The following is a 19,804-nucleotide window of genomic DNA, read 5'->3' as shown; positions in this document are numbered from 1 at the left end:
TTGTAAAGTCGGAAAAAATAAAATGTCAAAATTTAAAGAATGAATATTGGGATTTTAGGACTGGGACTAATTGGCGGATCTTTGGGTTTTGATTTGCGATCGCAAGGACATCACATTTTAGGTGTGAGTCGCCGCGAATCCACCTGCCAAAAGGCAGTTGCCATTGGCAGTGTCGATCGCGCGTCAGTTGATTTGAGCCTCTTAAGTGCCGCAGAAGTTGTATTTATTTGTACGCCCTTAGCGCTTATTGTGCCCCAATTGACACAATTAATCCCTTATTTGTCTCCTACTACAGTTGTGACTGATGTAGGTTCAGCCAAAGCACAAATAGTCGAAGCGATCTTTCCGCTTTGGGAGAATTTTATCGGGGGTCATCCAATGGCGGGAACAACAGACAGTGGCATAGAAGCCGCACAACGGAATTTATTTGCCCATAAACCTTATGTACTTACACCCCTTACCACAACACCAACCACTGCAATTACAATTGTCGAAGAAATAGTGCGATCGCTGGGGGCGAATATCTACCATTGTCAACCAGAACAACATGACCGCGCTGTGAGTTGGATTTCTCATTTACCTGTGATGGTTAGTTCCTCGTTAATTGCTGCTTGTTTGAGTGAAACCGATCCAGAGGTTCTGCAATTAGCCCAAAACCTAGCTAGTTCGGGTTTTCGGGATACCAGCCGTGTGGGTGGCGGGAATCCAGAGTTGGGGATTATGATGGCGCGGTATAATCGTCAAGCATTGCTGCGATCCCTGCACCAGTATCGCCACAATCTCGATGAGTTGACTAACTTAATTGAGCAGGAAAATTGGGCAGTTTTAGAGTCAAAGTTGAAATCAACACAACAGGCACGACCTAATTTTGTTGAGTAGTGGTAATAGAGTACGTTACGCTATTAATAACGCACTCATTACTACATTTAGTAAAATTATTGCTGATTTGTTGTGAATGCTTTTTCAGTAGTTGATGAATTCTATGAGAAGGAGTCAGAAGACAGAATTGGTAAATTTAAATCCCAAGCTGAATTCTGGCTCCTGAATTCTGAATTCTTCTTCGGTAAATTTATCAAAATAAACAATGGTAGAACGCCCAATCAAAAAATCAGAACGTCAGGCCCAAGCAAATACTGACAACAATTTGGAAAAATTGGATTCCACACCTCCTGTTGAATCCAACCCCAAAAGCTCAAAACCCGATCGCAATCGCTCGTCTGGTAAAGGGAAAAAAGGATCGTTTGCGGATGAAAATAGGCCACCTGTTAATCCTGCATTAATGCGCGGCCCAAAACCCGTTAAACCTCCAGCTAAAGTCCAAAAAGAAGTGGAAACCGAATCTGAGCCTATCTCAGAGGAATCTGAAAGTTAAGCTTTTGTCCACTCCTCGCCAAAAGAAAGGTAGTTATCTTGAAAGCAAAAGGTAGCTATGTTTCTAAGTTTTTAAACGTGGAAACATAACTACCTAATTAATAGTTATAATCCAGGAGATACAATATAGTAATACTCTTTTAATTTTGAAATTTTCTCCAAAAACTAAAAACGCGATTAATCGTGCCTGTACGCGAATATAAAATCAGCTTCTTAGACATACATAATTTATTTTTTTAAGCAATCAATAATAGTTGAAAAAATGGTTGTGAGTGATGAATTAACTAAAATTCGATTTAGCAATTTATTAATAATATAAAAGTTTAATTTATAAATTATTTTTTAGCATTACTGGCGATGATTAAAAATTATGTTAAATCGATTAAAGAACGTACTGAGACATATTTGCTAATAGCGATCGCCTTTATCATAGTCATAGTTTTAGAATACATAACACCGCCTGAGTACGTATTCGGCTACCTCTACACAGCAACTATTTTATTAGCAGATTCGAGATTAAATCGACGAGCAGTACTTGGTGTGACTCTTGCGGCAACAGGATTAACATTATTAAATTTGTTTGTCCCAGGAAGAGAAATCATTAATCTTCCAACCTTGGCAAATAGGTTAATTGCAGTATTAGCGTTAGTGGTAACTGCAACTTTAAGCGAACGCAACCGTCGCAATGAAGAAGCGATCGCTCATACTCAAGCACAACTACGCTCCCAAGAACAACTAGCTGCAATGCGTGAAGATTTTATCTCTACCCTCACTCATGACTTGAAAACTCCTCTACTTGGAGCAATTGAAACGCTGCAATATTTTCAAAACGAGCAATTTGGTGAAGTCACCCCAATGCAAGCAAAAGTCTTGCAAACAATGGCTCGTAGTCATCGCAGTACGCTGCAATTAGTCCAAACTCTTTTAGATGTTTATCGCAACGATGCCGAAGGGCTGAAACTACAGAGATCGCCTATCAACTTAGTAACTGTGGCAGAAGAAGTAATAGCGACTCTGATGGAATTAGCAAAAACACGCCAGGTTTATATTTCTCTGCACTATGGCGAATCAGATTTTCGCAGCTTTGTTTGGGTAAACGGTGATTCATTGCAACTGGGGCGAGTTTTTACCAATCTATTGAGTAATGGCATTAACCATACTCCCCGTGGCGGTAAAGTGGAAGTAGTATTTGAAAGTTATTCTAGCGAGCAAGTGGTAAAAATACTCGACACAGGTTCCGGCTTTACCGAAGAAGAGTTACCCCACTTATTTGAGAGATTTTATCAAGGAGATAGCGATCGCCACGTCTCTGGATCGGGACTAGGGCTTTATTTAACCAGACAAATTATTACAGCTCATGGAGGTACAATTTGGGCAGAGAATCGCTTACTACGAGGCGCTGTGTTTGGTTTCCGACTCCCTGCTTGTCCGCCGCCGAGTTGACGGGCAAAGGGGGCAGGGGGGCAGGGGAGGCAGGGGGAGCAGGGGAAAAGGTTAAAGGGAAAAGGGAAAAGGAATAAATTTAATCTTTCCCCTTTTCCCCTTACCCCTTTCCCCACGATCCATGCCCAATGACCAATGACAAATGACAAATGACAAAAATCTTACTTGTTGAAGATGATGAATTATTTCGGCTTGGTTTGCGGATGCGGTTGCAACAAGAAGCTAGTTTGGAGATTGTTGCAGAGGCAGAAGACGGAGAACAAGCTGTAGAATTAGCCAATCAATATCCTCTGGATTTGGTTTTGCTGGATATTGGTTTACCGGGAATTGGCGGGATTGAAGCCTGCCGTCAAATCAAGCAGAACCACCCAACTTTGCCCATTCTCGTTTTAACCTCTCGTTCGGAAAAACCTCTTGTTTCGCGGTTAATTGCTGCCGGGGCACAAGGCTACTGCCTTAAAGGTATTCCCGCTGAGTCTCTGATTTTAGCAGTGCGATCGGTTGCAGCAGGGGCTTCTTGGTGGGATCAAACGGCAACAACAGAAATTAGGGCAGCTTTTGAGGGTAATTCTACGACGATGCCACCCACAAAAACTGAAGAAACTATAGAAAATCCCTTAACAAAGCGCGAACAAGAAATTTTAGCACTGGTAGCAGCTGGCAAAAGCAATCAAGAAATTGCGGAAATTCTCTACATTGCCCCTGGTACAGTCCGGGTTCATGTCCATGCAATTTTACAGAAATTAGAAGTACGCGATCGCACTCAAGCCGCAGTCTTAGCTATCCAAAAAGGATTGGTAGCACCAGAATTATTAATCAAATAGTAAAAATATGTAAATAGTATCTTGATATTAGTCAGCCATTTTGACTTCTGGCGAAACTTTGGAAATTATTTGCTTCTGTATCACATACGATTGAAAATTTGAAGCTTAGAAGATATTTTTTATCAATCTTTATGGCGTTGTGAATGTAGCGATCGCTAAATCAATCGGGTTTCTCAGTTTTTTGCCAAGAAAATCGCATCATCTGGCTCCTTCAGATTTACTTCATAAATCAATTGCAAATTTAAACTTTTAGTATAGCTGAATTATTACAGTATTAATACAGTAGTACGTTTGATATTTTTAGCATAATTTTGTACTGAATTATCATATTATTTTTGTGTTTTTCTTCAAAAAATGAGGTTCTAATTACTCATTTACGTTAGGCACGGAAGCGTATATCTAAGTATTAGCTTCCTATTTAGTGCTGTATTTATAAAATCATCGATTCGAGTTAACAGTTACAAGTTGCCAAATTTTATTTACTAACAATAATCAAAGTGCAACTGCAAGAAAACAAAGCTTCTTATACCTAACCTAATTTTGTAGAGGAATTGTAAATGCCAACTAATACAGCGCCAACATTGGACAACACAGGCAATCCCACATTGGCTGCTATTACTCAAGATATAACGGATGCCGACAATCTTGGCACTCTAGTTTCTGACATCATTGCCACAGGTGCAGGTGGCAATCCCATTACAGATGTAGATACAGGTGCAGTGAAAGGAATTGCCGTCATTGGCGTAGATAATATCAACGGCACTTGGCAATACTCTATAAATGGCGGTAACAATTGGCTTAATTTTGCTGTATCTGACACTTCTGCAACCTTGCTTAGAGATACAGAAAAAGTTCGTTTTGTCCCTAAACCTGGCTATAACGGTACGGCTAATATCACCTTCCGCGCTTGGGATACTTCAGACGGTCTAACCAGTGGCACTACTGGCGTAAACTCTGGTGTTGGTGGTGGCACAACAGCCTACAGTACTGCTACGGAGACTGCTAGTATTTCAATTTTACCTCTTGTAGGATTAAGCCCCTATTCCATCGTTGTCGGCGACTTTAACAAAGATGGAAATACGGATTTAGTAACCGCAAACAAGTCTTCTCAAACTGTTTCGGTACTTTTGGGGAAGGGTGATGGTAGTTTTAAGCCTGCTAGTAACTTTAGTACGGTTGGGTTCAATGGATTAAGTCCCTATTCTCTCGCTGTAGCCGACTTCAACAAAGACGGCAAATTAGATTTGGTAACGGCAAACAATACTTCAAATAACATTTCCGTGTTGTTGGGTAAAGGTGATGGCACCTTTCAGACTGCTGTCAATTTTGGTTTAGGGTCGGGGTCAGGCCCAGTATCTGTTGCAGTCAAAGATTTTAACGGGGATGGAAAATCTGACATAGTAACGGTAAACAATGCCTCTCAAAATATTTCAGTGCTGTTGGGAGATGGTACTGGTAGTTTTGCAACTGCCAAAAATTTTAAAGTCCCTAGCCGTCCGACTTCTGTTAGTGTAGGTGACTTCAACAAGGATGGTAAATCTGACTTAGCGGTAACGAGTTCTTACTTCAATAACGTCTCAATACTCTTGGGAAATGGTGACGGCACTTTTAACTCAGCCACTCAATTTGATGTGGGAACAAATCCTAATTCTGTCATCGTAGGCGACTTCAATAAAGACAGCAAATTAGATTTGGCAGTGGCGAATTCAGGCTCTAATAATGTCTCCGTGCTGTTAGGCAATGGTAGTGGGGGGTTTGGGGTTGCCACCAACTTTAATGTGGGATTAAATCCTGTATCGGTGACAGCGGTCGATTTTAATCAAGACGGTAACTCTGACCTAGCAGTGGCGAATGCAGACTCCAACACAGTTTCAGTGCTGCTGGGAAATGGCACCGGTGGCTTTGGAAATGCCACTAACTTTAACGTAGGGACAACACCTTATTCTGTCACTGCAAGCGACTTCGACAAAGATGGTAAATCTGATTTGGCAGTGGCAAATAGCCAATCTAAAAATGTCTCATTGCTATTTAATAATCTCAATAATTCCAATAATCCCGTTATCCCTATATCGGCACTCATCAACGAAATTTTGTTCGATCCCCCAAGTACAGATAGCCCCAGAGAATACATCGAACTGCGTGGTACTCCCGGCACGACCATACCAGTTGGAACTTATTTAGTTGGTATTGAGGGTAATTCCAATTCTAATCCTGGTAATGTTCAAGATATTTTTGATTTGTCTGGTAAGCAGTTTGGTAGCAATGGGTTGCTGGTTCTTCTGCAAAAAGGTAATACTTATGCAGTCAACCCAAATGCAAATGTAGTAAGTAATACTGGAACTGGAGCCGGATGGGGAACTGGAACTTCAAGTTCAATCGGTCACATTGGCCAGGGAAACGCAACTGATATCGAAAATGGGTCTGTTAGCTTTTTGTTGATTCAAACTGGTACTGCACCCACTTTGGCCAATGATATTGACTCAAATAATGATGGTATTGCTGATGGTAGTACTTACTTAAATTGGAGTGTACTGGATTCAGTTTCGGTTTTAGATGGGACATCTACTACAGACAGAGCTTATGGGTCGATTGTATTTAGAAAAGGTTCTACCAGCGGTTCAGTTCCAACGAATGCCACAGTTGTTAATACCTCGTTTACCCCTGGATATGTAGGACGTTCGGGTGACACCACAGGTTCAACAGCCTCGGATTGGGTAGGAAGTGTAATTGCTGGGACAGCGCCAAATTTTACATTAGGTATTGCTGCTAACACCTCACCTGGAAGCTTTGCCGAACAACCATTGAATCACATTGGTGATATTAACTTTATTCCTAGTGCCGATCTTAATTACACAATTTCAACTGCTACACCAACTGTAATTGAGGGTAATAGTGGTAGCAAAACTGTTAGTTTCACGGTAACTCGCAGTGGTAATACTGCCATTGCCACGACTGTAAATTATGCTCTTGATGGTACAGCAACCTTTAACAGCGATTACAACACCATTAAAATTGGAGCTACAACAGCTACTACATCCGGGACTTTAAAATTTGCCGCAGGGGAAACAACAAAGACTATTTCACTCAACGTTCTGGGTGAGAAGGTGGCTGAAGCTGATGAAACCATTAATCTGAACCTGAGTTACCCCAACCAAACAGCAGCGATCGCTCCTAGTACAATTACCGTAGTTGATGATGACAACATACCCACTATCTCCATCGTAGATAAAAGCGGTAGCGAAAATAGTGGTAATTTTGTTTTCACCGTCAAACTCTCCAACCCCAGCAGTGATATCATCACAGTTAATTACAATACCAGCAATAATACTGCGATCGCTGGAGTTGATTACACCCCTGTCACAGGAACGGTGACTTTCAATCCTGGAATTACGACTCAGACAATCACCGTACCAATTCTTGACGATTTCGTTGCCGAAAGCAGTGAGAGCTTTTTTGTCAATCTCACAAACCCTACCAATGCTACTATTTCTGATAACCAAGCTAATGGTAATATTACTGACAATGATACAGCAGGTTTCACGATCTCTGCTACCAATGGACTAGTAACTACCGAAGCCGGTGGCACAGCTAATTTCAGTATTCAACTTACTAGTCAACCCACTGCTGATGTCACCTTCAATTTGAGTAGTTCCAAAATCAGTGAAGGCACTGTCTCAGTTTCTAGCGTCACATTTACCGCAGCTAACTGGAATACCCCTCAAACAGTCACAGTTACAGGTGTTGATGATAGTGTTGCAGACGATAATATTGCTTACCAAATCATTACTAGTGCAGCAATTAGTAGTGATGTTAAATATAACAATCTCAATCCTAGCGATATAGATGTCGTTAACATTCAAAATGGCAATCAAGTTAATAGTATTATCACAGGTTCATCCAAAGGTGATACCTCATTGCAGGGAACTAGCTCAGACGATCTGATTTTTGGCTTTGCTGGTAATGATGTAATTGTGGGTGGGTTAGGAAACGATCGACTTTACGGCGGTGTAGGTAGTGATAATCTCACAGGCGGTGCAGGTAATGATATCTTTGTGCTTGCTAAGGGTGAAGGTACAGATACGATCAAAGACTTCAATACTAGTGAAGATTTGATTGCCTTATCAGGTGGTTTAACCTACTCTGGTTTGTCTATTACTCAAAGTGGCAGCAATACCTTAATTAAGGATATTTCTAATAACCAAAATCTTGCTTCTTTAACTGGAATTACGGCATCAACTTTAAATGCTAGTAATTTCATTGTTTACTAACAATATCCGGTTGATCTCAATAAATCGGGTTAGTAAATTTTTGCTCCCAACACATAGTAGGCAACAGGCTTAAAATTCTCTTAGTGTGGGAGTTTTACGATTGATTTATGTCCTAATCTAGCTGGCAACTGCTATACCTTCACAATTTTTTAGGTTTGGTTGAGCGTATCTTTCCAGAGAAACAATCTACGCATAACATCCGCTAGCCAAGCGAAACTCGATTCTGATAACAATTTTTTTCAATCTATATAGTGCGATGAATGTTGCGATCGCTCATAGTCGAAAGATTGCCACAATCAGAAATGATGAGAACCAAGCCTTTTATTTTTAGCACATTAATACCATTTTCAGGACATCTTGTTTATTTACGTAAAAATACTGTCGTAATTACGATATTTTTAGCATAATTTTGTACTGAGTTACGATCTTAAACTTTTTTGTTGTACCTCAATAAAAAGAGGTTAAACTGCCCATTTTATTTACCTATGAAAACGTATGTCTAAGCATTTATTTCTTATATAAGGGCAAGTGTTTTAATAGATAATCCTGATATCCTGCTCTATGAACGCTAGCCATTTTATAATTCACTAATACAGCCCAGCGTTAATAGAACAACTATACCCGGTTTATCTAGATAAATCGGGTTTCTTAATTGTTGATTAACAGAAAATTGCTTGAAGAATAATTAAAAATTTAGGCATCAGACAATCACAAAACTTATGCAATTTTAATCAGCTTTACCACAGCTTATATCAATATTTAAATTAATGAATGACAAATAAGTTTGTAATTCAAGTTTCTGATAAATATCTAAATCAACCAAAAGCTTTATAAAAGGAGAAAAATTATGACTAAACAACCAAAAAATAGCCATATGGAAAACCAAAATAATTTTGTTAAACACTTACTAGAAGCAAGCAGAAATATTGTTTTTATAGATACAGCAGTTATTGATTACCAAAGCTTGATAGCTGGGATAGCACTTGGTAGTGAAGTTGTTATCCTTGACCCCAATAAAGATGGTTTAACACAAATTAGCGAGTTTCTTGCAGGATGTAAATCTAACTCAGTTCAATCGATTCATATTGTCTCCCACGGCAGTGAGGGGAGTTTGCAATTGGGATCGACTTACCTTAGCCTCAGCAACCTCAATAGCTATGCAAATCAGTTACGAAAGTGGGGCAGTGTTTTAACTGATAAAGCTGACATCCTACTTTATGGGTGTGATGTAGCCAGCGGTTCGGGCATGGAATTTGTGCAGGTTCTTAGCCGAATTACTGGGACAGATGTTGCCGCTTCCACTAATAAAACAGGAAGTGCAGCTTTAGGTGGCGACTGGAATTTTGAGGTGCAGACAGGGAAAATCGAAACTTCTCTGGCATTTCAACCTGAAGTCATACAAGCTTACCAGTCTATTTTGCCTGCTAGTTTTACTGGTACATACTCTCAAAACTTTAACTCATTATTAAGTTCTGGAACATCGATTTCTTGGGTTGATGATTCAACCATTTCCGGCTGGTATACCACAAGAACAAGTTACAACCCTGGTACTGGCACTAATAATACGGGTGGATTGTACAGTTTTGGTAATACTGTCAGCGATCGGGCGCTTGGTTCTGTCGCTTCTGGTACTACAGGAACTATTTATTATGGGTTGCGCCTCCAAAACAACACAGGTTCATCAATTACTCAGTTGCAAGTAGGTTACACAGGAGAACAATGGCGTAATGGCGGTAATACATCGCCGCAACAGTTGAAATTTAGTTATCAAACTGGGTCAACTCTCACAAGTTTAACAACAGGAACATGGACGCCTGTCACATTGCTAAATTTCACCAGTCCAATTGCAACTACAACCACAGCTGCCTTAAATGGCAATCAAAGCGCCAATCGAGTTGTCATTACACCTCTAACAATTACCCTAGCTACCCCAATAGCTGACGGTGAAGAGATTATATTGCGTTGGGAAGACATAGATGATAGCAACAACGATCATGGTTTAGCGATCGACGATGTATCTGTCAAAGTAGATAACACCACCTATACAGTAACTAACACTAATGACAGCGGTGCTGGCTCTTTAAGACAAGCTATTATCAATGCCAATAACGATCCAGGGATTGAGACAATCGTCTTTGATGTGACTGGGATATTCGGTGATGCTACCCCCGATACCATTACCTTGACTTCTGGGGAGTTGAATATTACTCAAGGAGTGATAATTCAAGGAACTGGGGCTAATAAACTTACCATTAGTGGTAACAATACTTCTCGGATTTTTAATGCTAGTGCGTCCCTTACTATTGATGGATTGAAGATAACTGGAGGAAATGCAGGAAGTAACAACGGTGGGGGCATCTACAGCACCAGTAGTGTCACACTCAGCAATAGCATCATTTCCAACAACAGTGCGAACATCGGCGGCGGCATCTATAGCACCAGTAGTGTCACACTCAGCAATAGTACTCTTTCTAGCAACACAGCAAACACTAACGGCGGCGCCATCTACAGCAGCAATATCACAGTTAGCGATAGTACTCTTTCTGGCAACACAGCAAACACTAACGGCGGCGGCATTTACAGCACTAGTAATGTCAGCTTAAGCAATAGCACTATTTCTAGCAATACTGCGATCGGTAACGGTGGTGGCATTCACAGCACCAATGCCACAATCAGCAATAGCACTATTTTTGGCAATACTGCTGATAGTGATAATAATAATACAGGTAATGGTGGTGGGATTTATAGATCTAGCGGTACCGTGAACATCAGCAATAGCATTATTGCTGGCAATATTGACTCAGGTAATCAAGGAGCTGATGTCTATGGTAACAGCTTAAATGGTAATGCTTACAACCTAATTGGCAAAATTGCTGGTAAATTATCCGGGACTTTGGGCACAGGTACAGATATCATTAATCCCAACCCTGGACTTAAACCGCTAGGAAATTATGGTGGTTCTACACAAACTCACGCCCTAAACTCTAACAGTCCTGCCAGGAATGCTGGCAATCCCACTTATAGCGGGGGCTTAACTACCGACCAACGGGGCACAGGCTTTAACCGTATTGAAAGTGGCAGACTTGACATTGGAGCATTTGAATATATGCTTCCCAAAGTTAGCTTTGGTGCTGCTACGTACAATACAACAGAAGATAGTGCTGCCACTATAGTAAGTATTGCTGTTACCTTAGATGCTTCTCCTGAAACGACTGTTACAGTTCCTATTGTTATTAAAAGTAGTAGCACGGCTAGTAATGGCAACGATTACAGTTTTTCCCCTACTACTATCTCTTTTGCTGCTGGTGCAACAGGCTCAAATTTAACACAGCTAATTACTTTTACTATTAATCCAGACGATTTACCTGAGAACGCTGAAACAGTTGTACTCAACTTCGGCACGCTAACAGGGGCTGATTTAGGAACAATAACTGAAACTACTCTAAATATTGCTGCTAATGATTCGATCTTATATACAGTATCTAGCGCCACCTCAACTTTAACCGAAGGTAATAGCGGTACTCAAGCTGTTACCTTCACGGTTACTCGTAGCGGTGGTATTGGGGTGGCTAGTACCATAAATTATGCTTTTAGTGGTGCGGCAAGTTTTGGCAGTGACTATAACAATATTCAAGTTACAAATGGAGGAACTACTCCATCTGGAACTTTAAACTTTGCTGTTGGGGAAAAGACAAAGATAATTACAGTCGATGTTTTGGGCGACAACATATTTGAAATCAATGAAGATATTATTCTTACTCTGAGTAACCCAAATCTCACAGCTGCGCCGGAAAATTCCACAATTACTAACAGTTCGGCGACAGTAAACATTATCAACGATGACAATCAACCAACTATTAGTATTTCGGATGTCTCACTTACTGAAGGCAATCCAGGCACAACAAGTAATGCTAATTTTACTGTTACTCTTTCCAATCCTAGTTATCAGTCGGTTACTGTAAATTACAACACTAGCGATGGTACTGCTCAAATTGCTGATTCCGATTACAATTCTGCTTTTGGGACGATTACTTTTAATCCTGGTGAAACTAGCAAAGTTATTAGTATTGGCGTCATCGGCGATAACAAGTTTGAAACTGACGAAGGATTTTCTGTCAATCTTTTAGGTGCGACAAATGCGACCATTGCAGATAGTTTGGGAGTTGCTAGCATCATCAATGATGACACTCAACCAGGTATCAGCATTTCGGATGTCTTCTTCAATGAAGGCAATACAGGCACAACAACTAATGCCAACTTTACTGTTACTCTTTCCAATCCTAGTTATCAGCAAGTTACTGTCAATTACAACACGAGTGATGGCACTGCTACTGTTGCTGATTCCGATTACAATTCTGGTGCAGAAACGATTACTTTTAATCCTGGCGAAACTAGTAAAGTTATTAGTATTGGCATCATTGGCGACAATAACTTTGAAACTGACGAAACATTTTCTGTCAATCTTTTAGGTGCGACAAATGCGACCATTGCAGATAGTTTAGGAGTCGCTACTATCATCAATGATGATACCCAACCAACTATCACCATTTCTGATGTTTCTGTTACTGAAGGTAACGCAGGCACAACAACTAATGCTAATTTTACTATAACTCTCTCCAATCCTAGTTATCAGCAAATTAATGTCAATTACAACATAAGTGATGGTACTGCTACTGTTGCTGATTCGGATTACAATTCTGCTAATGGGACGATTACTTTTAATCCTGGCGAAACTAGCAAAGTTATTAGTATTGGCGTCATAGGCGATAACCAAACTGAAGGCGACGAGACATTTTCTGTCAATCTTTTAGGCGCAACAAACGCCACCATTGCAGATAGTTTAGGACTTGGCACTATCATTAATGATGATAGCCAATCAACTATCAGTATCTCAGATGTCTCTGTTACTGAAGGTAACGCAGGCACAACAACTAATGCTAATTTTACTATAACTCTCTCCAATCCTACTTCCCAGCAAGTTACTATAAATTACAACACGAGTGATGGTACTGCTGTTGTTTCTGATTCAGATTACAACTCTGCTTTGGGGACGATTACTTTTAATCCTGGCGAAACTAGCAAAGTTATTAGTATTGGCGTCATCGGCGATAACACATTTGAAATTGACGAGACATTTTCTGTCAATCTTTTGGGTGCGACAAATGCGACAATTTCAGATAGTTTAGGAGTTGGTACTATCATTAATGATGACAACCAACCAACTATCAGCATTTCTGATGTTTCAGTTGCTGAAGGTAACGCAGGCACAACAACTAATGCTAACTTTACCGTTACTCTCTCCAATGCCAGCTATCAGCCAGTAACTGTAAATTACAACACGAGTGATGGTACTGCTGTTGTTTCTGATTCTGATTACAATTCTGCTTCAGGAACGATTACTTTTAATCCTGGTGAAACTAGTAAAACCCTTAGTATTGGTGTCATCAGCGATGATAATATTGAAAGCAACGAAACATTTTTTGTTAATCTTTTAGGTGCTACAAATGCGACAATTGCACATAATTTAGGAGTTGCTAGCATCATTGATGATGACAACCAAGTAACTGTCAGCATTTCTGATGTCTTCGTTGCTGAAGGTAACACAGGCACAACAACTAATGCTAACTTTACCGTCACTCTCTCTAATGCCAGCTATCACCCAGTAACTGTAAATTACAACACGAGTGATGGTACTGCTGTTGTTTCTGATTCTGATTACAATTCTGCTTCCGGAACGATTACTTTTAATGCTGGTGAAACTAGTAAAACTCTTAGTATTGGTATTATTGGCGATGATAAAGCTGAAACCAACGAGACATTTTTTGTTAATTTATTGAGTGCTACAAACGCTGCGATCGCTGATAGCTTGGGAGTTGCTACTATCATCAATGATGACTTACCTCCCTCTATTAGTATTGCAGATGTATCGCTTAAAGAAGGCATCACAGGGATGATAACTAATGCTAATTTTGTTGTCACTCTCTCCAGTAAATTTTATCAACCAGTGATTGTAAATTATAGTACAAGTGATGGCACTGCTAAAGTTTCTGACTCCGATTATAATTCTGGACTGGGGACAACTATTTTTAACCCTGGCGAAACCAGCAAAGTTATTAGTATTGGTGTCAGAGGTGATAGTAAAGTTGAAACCAACGAAACATTTTTTGTCAATCTCTATGGTGCGGCAAATGCTACGTTTGCTAATCATCAAGGAGTCGGTACTATCATAAATGATGATATTAACGCTTTTTCTTGAAATCTGGTGTTGCTGATTTCAAAATATGAAAAGCTGATGCACAGAAAGATATTTTCGGGCAATTGACTACATAATATTTAATGGGTCTACATCTATTGTCAAACTAACAGATTGAGGACAAAGCGATCGCACTTGTTCCCAATCTGGTAATTGCGGCAATTCATCAGCAGCAAATTTAATTAATATTTGCCAGCGATAACGATTCGCAACTCGTAAAATACCTGCTGGTGCTGGCCCCAATATCTCTAATTCTTCATTATCACTTAAAGCTGTAGCGATGATTTGGGCTGTATTCTCCACTTGAATGGGATCGAGACTACTTAAGCGCAACAAAATTAACCTTCCGTAGGGGGGATAATTAAGGTCTTGGCGCTGCTCTAATTCTGCCTGAGAAAAGGACTGATAATCATGCGATCGCACTGCTTGAATTACTGGATGTTCTGAGGTATAAGTTTGTACGATAACTCTCCCCGGATCGTCGCCTCTCCCAGCACGTCCAGCGACTTGAGTCAAGGTTTGAAATGCGCGTTCGCTGGCGCGATAATCTGATAAATTTAGCAAACCATCGGCGGCGACGACGCCCACAAGTGTCACCTGCGGTAAATCTAAACCTTTGGTGAGCATTTGCGTACCTACTAATAAATCTGCTTCCCCATTGGCAAACTGCGTAAGTAAGGTACGGTGTGCGCCTTTGTTGCGGGTGGTATCGCTATCAAACCGAATTAAACGTAATTGCGGGAACTGTCGCGCTAGTTCCTGGGTGACTTTCTGAGTACCGCTACCGAAGAATTTCAAGTAAGGGGAACTGCAATCGGGGCAGAATTTGGGATGCGATCGCGTATAGTTACAGTAATGACACCGCAATAATTCTGGCGCACCTTGTTCGGTGTGGTGATATGCCAGCGACACATCACAGTAGGGACATTCCAACACATAGCCGCAGCTGCGACAAGATACAAACGTACTGTGTCCCCGGCGATGGATAAATAAAATTCCTTGCTGCTGTCTTTCTTTGAGCTGTTGCAAAGCTTCTTGCAAGGATCTACTAAATATAGAACGATTTCCCTGCTGCAATTCTTCGCGCATGTCCACTATTTCTACTGGCGGTAGTGGGCGCGAGTTGATGCGTTCGGGGAGGGGGAGGTAATGAGTGGGGAGTGAGGAGTGAGGAGTTAGGAATTCTTCCCCTGCTACCCTGCTCCCCCGCTCCCCTGCTCCCCTGCTCCCCTGCTCCCCTGCTCCCCTGCTCCTCTGCTCCCCAACACTGAGCCAACTTTCCAACGAAGGGGTAGCGGAACCTAAAACCAGGGGGCAATTTTCTAATTCGGCTCGCCATTGGGCGACGGTGCGGGCGTGGTAGGTGGGGATCGGTGAGTCTTGCTTGAAGCTGCTGTCGTGTTCTTCATCTAAGATTATTAAACCCAAGTTGGGCAAAGGAGCGAAAATGGCGCTGCGCGTACCTATGACAACTTGGGGATCTCCTGCAAGCATTTGTCGCCAGGTGTCGTAACGTTCGCCCTCTGAGAGGGCACTGTGATATACACTAACTTTATTGCCAAAGCGGGCGCGAAAACGGTCGGTTAGTTGGGGCGTGAGTCCAATTTCTGGGACTAAAACCAGGGCAGATTTGCCGACTTGGAGTAGAGGGGCGATCGCTTGCAAATATACTTCGGTTTTTCCGGAACCTGTGACGCCGTGCAACAAAACTTGAGCAAATCCATTTAATGTCTGAATTGTTTCTAGGGCGCTAGCTTGGGCTGCATTTAATGTCTTTGGTCGATCTTGAGCTAATGCTGGGCTTTGTTCTGTTCGCAATACTTCCCGTTCTTCAACAACGATGTAACCCTTTTGCGCCAGTGTCTTCACAATTGAGGAACTGGCATTGCAAATTTGCAATAATTCACTTTGCCACAACTCTCCACCACGCCGCCGCAGCACTTCCAAAATTTCTCGTTGGCGAGTTGTTAAGTCACGTTCAAATGTACTCGCCACTAGCGTCACTGCTTTTTCAAATTTCGGTTTAGTCAGTTGGGGCGGTTCTAAGTAACTTTCTACTAAACCTCGTCGCAACAGTTCGCGCACTGCTTGGTAAGCTCGTGGGACTTGATTCTGTAAGTACCGAAAGCTATAGTCACCGTCTGATTGTTGCTGTAGGAGTTGCAAAATTTTATGAGCATCTTTATTGTTCACTTTGGCTACTAAACTTTGAAAGTTTAATAAAGCCAAAATTTTAATCAAATAATTATTTTCAATTGCATTAAGTAAATAAAACCTAACTAGGCAAGAATAAGATTGGCGAACAACACGCATCAAAGGTGTATCTAATAAAGCATTAATATTAGTGTTAGTAGATACTGCTGCGCCAGCTACAGTTAAGCGGATACGACGTTGCGATCGCCCCAACAATCCTGGTGGTAGTGCTGTACGTATTACCTGAATTATTTGTGTGTAGTAATACTGCGATACTCGTTCCATTAGAGTCCAGTAACTATCGCGGAAAAAATTCTTTTGAATAACATCTTCCACATCCCGAATTTTTTCTAGCGGTAAGTCTGCTGGAGGTTTGAAAAGCAATCTAATAGCTACTCCCGTTAGATGTTGTGCGCCAAATGGTACATTCAAAATATCTCCAGGTTTTACTTCTAACCCGGTTGGCAGCCGATAAAGGTAAAGATTTGGGCCTTTTTCTGTTTCTGTTGCAGTTCCTGGACAGTCTACCAGTACTTCAACCCAACGATTAAGAGTTGCGCCTGACTGATAAGATTCTCCTGGTTCTGCTACCACTAAAGGAGATAAATGTAGGTTATTAATATACATAGTTGCTGACTTAATAGTTAGATATTTTACTCACTTAACCGCTGCTAACTCAACTTTAGTTTTTGTTTTCTTAAACATAAATGGTATTTCTCAATACTGTTATTCTTCATAATACTTGATAAGTTTCCTCTTATGTAATCTACTAGACAAATTCGTATCAACTTTACATGCAATAAATATTGGGTGTTCTCTATACAAATAAAAGCATTTTGGCTATCACTGTAAAAGTGGCTCTATCTACTAAATAGGGAGTAGCCTTTTTCCGCCTATTGATAGATATTCAACCCTTTGTGCTTATGAGATGCTTTTATACAAATAAGAATATCCCGAAATTAGGCTCCCATCATTGTAAATTGTATTATCAGGGTAAGTTGCGCTCGGGAATGCATAACCCCAACACCAAGTTTTCTTTTTATCCAGTGACTTACGCTAGCTAAACATTAAAAATATTTAGAAAGATATATGAAGATTTAAGAAATCTGGATAATTAGTTGAGATTTTTATATTTGTTTAAGTTGAGAAAGTTTGAGGGGGTTTGACATATTTGGGAATTAAGAAAAAAATGAAGAATATATGTGTTGTAAACCTGAAAAGTAAGTCTTGTTGGGTGCGAAGGTCACTTACGTTATAGCTTGTATCTAACTGTAACCCTTAGTTTGTAGGTACATGGCAATTTTTATTCGGCAAGAGAAATTAGCATAAGCTTGTATTTGGCTATATAAACGGGTGCATTCGTCCCTTAGGGAAAACTACCAAGCCTCAAAGGAGTAGCTGTAAGTAAATTATGTACCAAACAAAGCAACAATCCCTAAAGGAAACTATGAATATTGTTGAATTGGGAAAAATGGAAATACTGGAGAATACTGGTGATAGTGAAGAACTATTGCTGGAAAATTTAGATGCGGTAGTTGATGAAGAGTCTCCAATTTTAGTAGAAAATCTGGAATCGGACGAACGGGATGGAGATGAAATGGCTGCGGCTCGTCCTTCGGGATACAATAAGACCGAACACGATGATGCTGTAGGGGCATTTTTTAAGGAAATGGCGCGTTATCCGCTGCTAAAGCCAGATGAAGAAGTGGAGTTAGCGCGGCGAGTTAGGTTTATTGAAGAAATTAGGGAATTACAAGCTAATTTGCAGATAAAACTGGGGCATGAACCTAGCAAATTAGAAGTGGCTTCTGAACTAGAAATGACGGAAAAGCAATTAGAAAGTCGCTTGTATCAAGGTAGGGTAGCGAAACGTAAAATGATTCGCTCGAATTTGAGATTAGTAGTTTCGATTGCGAAGCGATATCTAAATCGGGGAGTGCCTTTTCTGGATTTGATTCAGGAAGGAGCAATGGGTTTAAATCGCGCTACAGAAAAATTCGATCCAGATAAAGGATATAAGTTTTCTACCTATGCCTATTGGTGGATTAGACAAGCGATTACTAGAGCGATCGCTAATGATGCGCGAACCATCCGGCTACCAATTCATATTGTTGAAAAACTTAATAAACTCAAAAAAGCACAACGAGAACTCAAGCAAAAACTCTCTCGAAATCCTTCCGAAGCGGAAATGGCCCAAGCGTTGGAAATTAGCGTCCAACAACTACGCCAGCTGCAACAATTACGTCGTCAAGCACTTTCTTTAAATCACCGTGTTGGTAAAGAAGAAGACACGGAGTTAATGGATTTATTAGAAGATGAAGATAACTTGTCTCCAGAAGCAAAAATGAACGAAAACATGATGCGTCAGGAGATTTGGGAGGTATTGGGTGACGTGTTGACTCCACGAGAGAAAGATGTTATTTCTTTGCGCTATGGTTTGACAACTAGCGAACCCTGTACTTTGGAAGAAGTTGGCAATATGTTCAATCTTTCGCGCGAGCGAGTGCGACAAATTCAAAGTAAAGCCATGCGAAAATTGCGGCGTCCTCACATAGCCAAACGCTTAAAAGGTTGGTTGATCTAAATATTTAACTCGGCAATCAAGACCTAATACCAAATTTAGGATATATAAAGATTCTTGGAAAAGCCTTTATTACAGGCTTAAAATCCCAAATCTAAAATCCCAAATTGGTATGATACCTGACCTAATTATCTCTGATAACGAAACATTTATTGATGGGGGCGATCGCCAACTACAAAAACCGGGTGTTTTGTACCTTTTTTCAGCTTTGGTCTAGTCATTAATCGCAAAAATTGCACAGTTAACTATAGACTATGGACTATGGACTATAGACTATAAACTCATGACTTCGAGTAGCAATTTGATTGTGCGTTTTGCCGAGCCAGCTGATTACAGCGTACTGTTTAAATTAATTGAAGGGCTTGCGGAGTATGAAAAGTTATCTCATGCAGTCACTGGCAATGCTCTTGAACTCAAGGAACATTTATTTGGTTCGCACAGATATATAGAAGCAATATTAGCAGAATCTGACGGTCAAGCTGTTGGTTTCGCCCTATTTTTTCATAATTATTCAACTTTTTTAACCAAGCCAGGAATATATCTAGAAGACTTATTTGTTTTGCCAGAATATCGTCGGCAAGGTATTGGTAAAGCTATCCTGACGAAAGTAGCTCAGATAGCCGTAGAACGCAATTGTGGACGGTTAGAATGGAGCGTGTTGGATTGGAATGAATCAGCCCAAGCCTTTTATCGTAGCATGGGAGCTGCGATATTAGATGATTGGCGAATTTGTCGCGTTACAGAAGATGCACTCAATAAGTTAGGTGCTGTGTAATAATTCAACAGACGAGTTCGTTTGCTCTTGGTAATCGCAAAGCCATTGTCAAGGGTGAACCAAACTTAAGAACGGCATGTTGAACGGAGCGAGATT

General features: G+C 40.6%; 9 protein-coding genes. 8 read left to right on the top strand and 1 reads right to left on the bottom strand.

Annotated features, from left to right (window positions below):
• Window positions 1-39: 39 nt before the first annotated feature.
• The 6 genes from NSTC745_RS15250 (at window position 40) to NSTC745_RS15225 (ending at window position 14,162) form a co-directional block, all read left to right on the top strand.
• Window positions 40-879 (top strand): prephenate/arogenate dehydrogenase, encoded by an 840-nt coding sequence (locus tag NSTC745_RS15250; protein ID WP_445637886.1) that lies wholly within the window; start codon window positions 40-42, stop codon window positions 877-879.
• Between the two features lie 205 nt (window positions 880-1,084).
• A complete protein-coding gene (locus tag NSTC745_RS15245) occupies window positions 1,085-1,372 on the top strand; it encodes a hypothetical protein (protein WP_445637885.1) in 288 nt (95 codons plus the stop codon).
• A gap of 356 nt (window positions 1,373-1,728) precedes the next feature.
• Complete coding sequence (locus NSTC745_RS15240) at window positions 1,729-2,814, top strand: sensor histidine kinase (protein WP_445637884.1); 1,086 nt, start codon at window positions 1,729-1,731, stop codon at window positions 2,812-2,814.
• A 149-nt stretch (window positions 2,815-2,963) separates the two neighbouring features.
• Window positions 2,964-3,638: a response regulator transcription factor gene (locus tag NSTC745_RS15235; RefSeq protein WP_096540584.1), complete on the top strand. Its 675-nt coding sequence runs from the start codon at window positions 2,964-2,966 to the stop codon at window positions 3,636-3,638.
• Between the two features lie 557 nt (window positions 3,639-4,195).
• On the top strand, window positions 4,196-7,906 hold the full coding sequence (locus tag NSTC745_RS15230) for a beta strand repeat-containing protein (protein ID WP_445637883.1): 3,711 nt from the start codon (window positions 4,196-4,198) through the stop codon (window positions 7,904-7,906).
• A gap of 847 nt (window positions 7,907-8,753) precedes the next feature.
• Window positions 8,754-14,162 carry a Calx-beta domain-containing protein gene (locus NSTC745_RS15225; RefSeq protein ID WP_445637882.1) on the top strand — a complete coding sequence of 1,803 codons (5,409 nt, stop codon included), beginning with the start codon at window positions 8,754-8,756 and terminating at the stop codon, window positions 14,160-14,162.
• 66 nt (window positions 14,163-14,228) lie between these two features.
• Here the strand turns inward: NSTC745_RS15225 and priA are convergent, their stop codons facing one another.
• Window positions 14,229-16,979: a primosomal protein N' gene (gene priA / locus NSTC745_RS15220; RefSeq protein ID WP_445637881.1), complete on the bottom strand. Its 2,751-nt coding sequence runs from the start codon at window positions 16,977-16,979 to the stop codon at window positions 14,229-14,231.
• Window positions 16,980-17,763: 784 nt separating this feature from the next.
• On the opposite strand from priA, the gene NSTC745_RS15215 reads away from it, so the two are divergent.
• A complete protein-coding gene (locus NSTC745_RS15215) occupies window positions 17,764-18,936 on the top strand; it encodes an RpoD/SigA family RNA polymerase sigma factor (RefSeq protein ID WP_445637880.1) in 1,173 nt (390 codons plus the stop codon).
• A 280-nt stretch (window positions 18,937-19,216) separates the two neighbouring features.
• Window positions 19,217-19,708, top strand: coding sequence for a GNAT family N-acetyltransferase (locus NSTC745_RS15210; RefSeq protein WP_445637879.1), 492 nt, complete (start codon window positions 19,217-19,219; stop codon window positions 19,706-19,708).
• Window positions 19,709-19,804: the final 96 nt, after the last annotated feature.

The sequence above is a fragment of the Nostoc sp. DSM 114161 genome, assembly GCF_052692665.1.
Note: the sequence above shows the minus strand (reverse complement) of the source record. Positions and strands in the feature narration are given on the sequence as shown.